A 6,047-nucleotide genomic window follows, 5' to 3' on the forward strand; every position below is an offset into this window, starting at 1 on the left:
GCCCCCGGCTCCGCCGGACGCTCCGCTCCCGCCGTCTCAGGCCGTGAGTCCGCCGAACAGCAGCGACACCGTCATCGCGATGATGACCGAGTCGAAGGCGAACGCGATGACGACGTTCGCGCGCACCAGGCGCCAGCCCTCTCTCGAGCGGATCTCGGCCGAGACCGTGGCCGCCATCGTGGACAGCAGGAGCGCGAGGGTCGCGTCGTCACTGAAGTGCGGCGCCTCCTCGAAGGCGAAGCGCGCCTGCGACCGCCGGGGCGACCGCGACTCGAGGCGCAGGCAGGCCTGTGCGACCGAGAAGACCATCAGCACCCACGAGCTCGCGACGGCGAGCAGGGCGGCGGCGAGGGAGAGGGGCTCGCTGCGGGACTCCGTCCTCTGCGCGATCGCCACCGTGACCACGATCGCCGGCACCGCCGCCGGCAGCGTCGTGCCGGTCGCCCCGGTCGCTCCCGCCATCCGCGAGAGGAGGCGCCGCTCGCCGCGCGCCTCCTCCTCGGCGGTGCTCCGCAGCGCCTGCTCGTCGAGGCGCGAGGAGGAGGCGGCGCTCCAGCCCACGGAGAGGGCGGTGGAGAGCGGCCAGCCGAGCAGATGGACCGGAACGAGGGTCGCCGTCGCATCGACGGCCCCGTCGCCCGGACGAGCAGCACCACCACGATCGTGACCAGGAGGCTCACGCACATCCGGAACAGATCGGAGCGGGACCGTCTGCGCGCGGTCATCGCCGCCCTCCCCGTCAGGGGCCCGGAGCGCGCCCCGAACAAGATCCACGCCGTTCCGTCCTGCCGCGTCCCGTGCGTTACCAGGCCATTCGTTGCAATCAACAACAAATCCCCCGCCCACCCGGCAGAATGGACCCATGACCTCACGGAGCAACTGGGCGGGCACCTACGAGTACCGCGCCGCCGCCATCATCGAGCCGAAGTCCGTCGAGGAGGTGCAGCGCCTCGTCCGCGAGAACGAGCGCGTCCGCGCCCTCGGCAGCCGCCACTCCTTCAACTCCCTGCCCGACACCCCCGGCGCACTGCTGCACCTGGGGCGCCTGGCCTCCGACCCCGTGATCGACGCCGAGGCGAGCACCGTCACCGTCGGCGGCGCCACCCGCTACGGCGTCGTCGCCGCGCACCTGCACAGCAACGGCTACGCCCTGCACAACATGGGCTCGCTCCCGCACATCTCGGTCGCCGGCGCCATCGCGACCGGCACCCACGGCTCGGGCGACCGCAACGCGAACCTTTCCTCCGCCGTCTCGGCGCTCGAGCTCGTCACCGCCGACGGCTCGCTGCGCACGATCCGCCGCGGGGAGCCGGGCTTCGAGGGCGTCGTCGTCGGCCTCGGCGCCTTCGGCATCGTCACCCGCGTGACCCTCGACATCCAGCCGACCTTCGACGTCCGCCAGGACGCGTTCGTCGACCTGCCCTGGGAGCGCGTGCTCGACGACTTCGACGCGATCACCTCCTCCGCCTACAGCGTCAGCCTCATGACCCACTGGTCCTCGCCGACGGTGGAGCAGCTGTGGCTGAAGACCAAGGTGGCGGCGGGATCCGTCGCCGACGTCGACGCGACGCACCTGGGTGCGGTCGCCGCCTCCGCGAGCCTCTTCGCCGTCTCGGAGGGTGTCGACTCCAACCTGAACCCGTTCGGCGGCTCCGTCGGACCGTGGTCCGAGCGCCTGCCGCACTTCCGCCTCGACCGCGAGCCGAGCGCGGGCGACGAGATCCAGAGCGAGTACATGGTGCCGCGCGCGAACGTCTGCGAGGCGATCGTGGCGCTGCGCGCGATCGGCGAGCGGATCGACGACGTCCTGCTCATCACGGAGCTGCGGACCATGGCGGGCGACGACCAGTGGCTCTCCCCCGCCGGGGGCCGCGACAGCGTCGGCGTGCACTTCACCTTCAAGAAGGACCGCGCCGGCGTCGACGCCGTGCTCCCCGCCGTCGAGGGCGCGCTGCTGCCGCTCGGGGCCCGGCCGCACTGGGGCAAGCACTTCCTCGCCGGAGCCGACGAGATCGCGCCGCTCTACCCGCACCTCGAGGAGTGGCGCACCCTCCGCTCCGAGTGGGACCCCTCGGGCCGCTTCGCGAGCGACTTCCTCCGCGACCGCCTGCTCGGCTGAGCGGCACCCGCCCCGCGGGACCAGGCAGGTTCCGCGGGACGGGGCTCACAGGACGCAGCACAGGACGGGGCTCACAGGACGCAGCTCACAGGACGGGGCTCACAGGACGCAGCTCACAGGACGCAGCTCACAGGACGCAGCACAGGACGGGGCTCACAGGACGCAGCACAGGACGGGGCTCACAGGACGCGGCTCGCGGGACGCGGCCTACAGGACGCGGCTCACAGGACGCCGCTCAGAACAGGCGGGCCGCGTCGGCGGGCTCGACGACGTCGCGCACCAGCGCCGGGATCCGCTTCCGGAACGGGAAGAACCCCCGCGACGCCGACGGCCACGCCGCGCCGTCCCAGCGGCGGCGCACGGTGACGAGCGCGACCCCCTCGTCGGCGAGAGCCGAGCGGAGCGCCTCCACCCGCTCCCCAACGGGCCCTACCGGCGCGTACGGAACGACCACGGTGTCGATCCGCTCGGACACCGCCCAGTCGACGACCGTCGCGGCACGCGCGTCCGCCAGCACCCGCGCCGGCCGGCCGCTGGAGTCGGAGGTGCGCTCGGCGGCGTCGGCGAGGGCCGCGGCGGTGAAGGCGGCGACCGCGTCGGAGACTCCGGACGGCGAGCGCCCGCCCGCGTCCCCGGCGACGGCGCACGCGACGAGGCGCTCGGCCAGACCCGGCTGCTCGGCGAGCAGGCTCTCCGCCTCGAGGTCCTCCTCGTGCAGCAGGAGGCCGGGGCGGGCGCCGACGGTCCCCACGACGTCGTCCTGCTCGAGCGGTGCCCGCGGCGGGAAGGGCTCCTCCGTCAGCGCGGGGGCCGTGGTGGCGAGGCCGCTCGGCGAGAAGCGCCCCTCCGTGTAGCGGGCGATGTTGGATGCGGAGGCGAGGTAGGTCTTGCCCGGAGTCTGCAGGCCGGCGACCCATCGCCACGACAGGGTGTTGGACGCGGCGTCGCCGTCGAGCAGGTGCCGGTAGAAGAAGTCGGCGCCGAGCTGCCAGGGCAGTCCGAGGGTGAAGATCCAGATGCTCGCGAACCACATGCGGGTGTGGTTGTGGAGGTACCCGGTCTCGACGAGCTCGCTCACCCACGCGTCCATCGCGTCGATGCCGCTGCGTCCGCCGATCGCGTCGAGGTAGCCGGGCGGAGGATCGCCCGCGGAGGAGTCCGCCACCTCGCGGCGGTAGCGGCGCCAGACATCCGGGTTCTGCTCGAGCCAGCCCTTCCAGAAGGTGCGCCAGAACACCTCCTGGACGAACTTCTCCGCGGCGGTCAGGCGGTGCCGCGCGAGGACCGCGGCGACGACCTCCCGCTCGGTGACGAGGCGGTGGCGGAGGTAGGGCGAGAGTCCGGAGACGTTGTCCCGGGACGGTCCGAGGTCGTGGTTGCGGTCGCGGGCGTAGGCGGAGCCGGCGCGGGCGACGAAGTCGTCGAGCGCCTCGAGACCGGCGGCTCTGGTCGGGATGAACATCGCCCCATCATCGGCGTCGGCCCGGTGAGAACACCGGCGGCGGCCTCCCGAGTGCGCTCCGGGGACGGAGGCGCCCGCCGCGCGCTCGTCAACGGGGTGACCGGCGCCTCCGACCCGACGTAGCGTCGGAGGACGAGAGGGAGGCCGCCATGCCCCGCGAGGAACAGATCCCGTCCACCATCGAGCGCTCCGACGAGCACGCGCAGAAGCTCTGGTCGGCCGCGCACGACTCGGCCGTCGACAGCTACGGCGACGGCGAGCGAGCCCACCGCACGGCCTTCGCCGCGCTGAAGCACGAGTACGAGAAGGTCGGCGACCACTGGGAGCGCAAGGCCGAGAGCGGCCCCTCCGACTCCCGCGCCGAGGGCCACGGCCGCTCCCCCGGGGGCGAGACGGCGGGCGGAGTGGACGCGAACGCCACGAAGGCGCACCTGATGGACCTCGCCAAGCGCCTGGACGTCTCCGGCCGCTCGCGCATGACGAAGGCCGAGCTCGTCGAGGCCCTGCAGAAGGAGAGCACCCGCCGGACGCGCGACGCGCGGTGAGGGCAGGGGGCGGGGCCGGGAACACCCGCCCCGCCGAGCCCCGGCCCCGCTCAGTCCAGCGCGTCCCGGACGGCCGCCATGCCCAGCTCCAGCTCGGCGAAGGTGGTCGACAGCGGCGAGAGGCCGATCCGGATGCCGTCGGGTCGGCGGAAGTCCGGCACGACCCCCTCCGCCTGCAGCCGCGGGACCAGGCCGGCGAACGACTCGTGCGCGATCGTCACGTGCGAGCCGCGCCGGGCGGAGTCGAGCGGAGTCGCCACCCGCACCCCGCGCGGCACCAGCCACGCGTCGGCCAGCTCCAGCGCGTACGCCGTCATCGCCTCCGACTTCGCGCGTACCGCGGGCATGCCCACCGAGGCGATCAGCGCGATCATGTCCTGCATCGCGAGCATCCCCGTGATCGGCGGGGTGCCGCTGAGGAAGCGCCGCATCCCCTCGGCCGGACGGTAGCCGGGTCCCATCTCGAACATGTCGGCGACGCCCATCCAGCCCTGCACCGGCTGCGCGAGCGAGCCCTGGTGCCGGGACGCGACGTACGCCCACGCGGGCGCCCCCGGGCCTCCGTTGAGGTACTTGTAGGAGCAACCGACCGCGAGGTCCGCGCCCCACGCGTCGAGCTCGAGCGGCACGGAGCCGACGGAGTGGGAGGCGTCCCAGAGCACGAGCGCGCCGGCCTCGTGCGCCTGAGCGGTGATCGCCGCGGCGTCGGCGAGGAACCCCGAGCGGTAGGCGACGTGGCTGAGCAGCACCAGTGCCGTCCGCTCGCCGAGCGCCGGGGCGAGGTCGTCGGGGCCGACGCCGCTCCCGGGGTCGGAGTCGATCCAGCGGAGCGTGCTGCCGGTCTCGGCCGCGATGCCCTCCAGCACGTACCGGTCGGTGGGGAAGTTGTCGGTGTCCACGACGATCTCGTCGCGCCCCTGCTCCGCCTGGCGGGCGATCGCCGCGCGGGTGAGCTTGTAGAGCAGGACGGTCGTGGAGTCGGCGACGACCGTCTGCCCGGCCGCGGCTCCCAGCACCGCGGAGCCGAGGGCGTCGCCGACCTCGAGCGGCATGTCGAGCCAGCCCTCCTCCCAGCCGCGGATGAGGCGGCCGCCCCACTCCTCCTCCGCGAACCGCGCGAGCCGGGCGACGCTCGCGCGCAGCGGCCGGCCGAGCGAGTTGCCGTCGAGGTAGGAGCGGACCTCGGGGGTGCGGACGAACAGCTCGGGGCAGTGCGCGAGCGGGTCCTGGGCGTCGAGCGGATGCATGCCCTCACCCTAGGTCGCGGGTGCCGGGCGCGACGCGTGCCGCCGGGGCCCCGGATGCGTGCCGCCGGGGTCCCTGACGGGTGCCGCCGGGGCCCCTGACGCCGCTCGGACGCCGCCCACCGTCCAGAAGTCGTCGCACTCGGCCGCGACTGCGACGACTCCCGAGCACTCGCGAGCCCTCACCCGGAGCCCCTCCCCCCCACTGTCCAGAACTTGTCGCACTCGGCGTCGACTGCGACAACTCTTGAGCACTCGCGAGCCCTCACCGGAGCCTCCCCCACTGTCCAGAACTTGTCGCACTCGGCGTCGACTGCGGCAACTCCTGAGCACTCGCGGACCCGCGCACTCGAGCCGGTCGCTACTGCTCCGAAGTCGCCGTACTCGCGCTCCAGTACGGCCGCTTCCGCGTGGTCGCGAGCCGCCGGGCCTGTCCCAGCGGTCGTCGCCGAGTGCGCAGAAGTCGTCGCACTCGAGCTCGAGTGCGACAACTCCTGGACAGTCGCGGAAGCCGGAGGAGAACGGAGCGGGAGCCGGAGGAGGACGGAGCGCGAGCCGGCGAGCGCCCCCGCACCCGCGAGCACGGCCGCGCACCTGGGAAGTCAACGGGCGGACGTCGCGCCCCGCCCAGCCTAGCCTCCGAGGACGGCCCCCGCCGCCTCCCCCGACCCCTGGAG

At 73.8% G+C, this 6,047-nt stretch carries 5 protein-coding genes; 2 read left to right on the top strand and 3 right to left on the bottom strand.

What is annotated here, in order from left to right:
* Positions 1–36 precede the first annotated feature (36 nt).
* On the bottom strand, positions 37–684 hold the full coding sequence (locus C5B95_RS16915; protein WP_181068123.1) for a DUF1345 domain-containing protein: 648 nt from the start codon (positions 682–684) through the stop codon (positions 37–39).
* A 178-nt stretch (positions 685–862) separates the two neighbouring features.
* Here C5B95_RS16915 and C5B95_RS16920 point away from each other — a divergent pair, with 178 nt between their 5' ends.
* Complete coding sequence (locus tag C5B95_RS16920; protein ID WP_104349692.1) at positions 863–2,119, top strand: FAD-binding protein; 1,257 nt, start codon at positions 863–865, stop codon at positions 2,117–2,119.
* Between the two features lie 235 nt (positions 2,120–2,354).
* Here the strand turns inward: C5B95_RS16920 and C5B95_RS16925 are convergent, their stop codons facing one another.
* A complete protein-coding gene (locus C5B95_RS16925; protein WP_104349693.1) occupies positions 2,355–3,581 on the bottom strand; it encodes an FAD-binding domain-containing protein in 1,227 nt (408 codons plus the stop codon).
* Positions 3,582–3,730: 149 nt separating this feature from the next.
* On the opposite strand from C5B95_RS16925, the gene C5B95_RS16930 reads away from it, so the two are divergent.
* Positions 3,731–4,126 carry a ChaB family protein gene (locus tag C5B95_RS16930; protein ID WP_104225169.1) on the top strand — a complete coding sequence of 132 codons (396 nt, stop codon included), beginning with the start codon at positions 3,731–3,733 and terminating at the stop codon, positions 4,124–4,126.
* A 50-nt stretch (positions 4,127–4,176) separates the two neighbouring features.
* Here the strand turns inward: C5B95_RS16930 and C5B95_RS16935 are convergent, their stop codons facing one another.
* On the bottom strand, positions 4,177–5,373 hold the full coding sequence (locus C5B95_RS16935; protein WP_104349694.1) for a kynureninase: 1,197 nt from the start codon (positions 5,371–5,373) through the stop codon (positions 4,177–4,179).
* Positions 5,374–6,047 lie beyond the last annotated feature (674 nt).

The organism is Rathayibacter sp. AY1A7, assembly GCF_002930845.1.
GTDB lineage: Bacteria > Actinomycetota > Actinomycetes > Actinomycetales > Microbacteriaceae > Rathayibacter.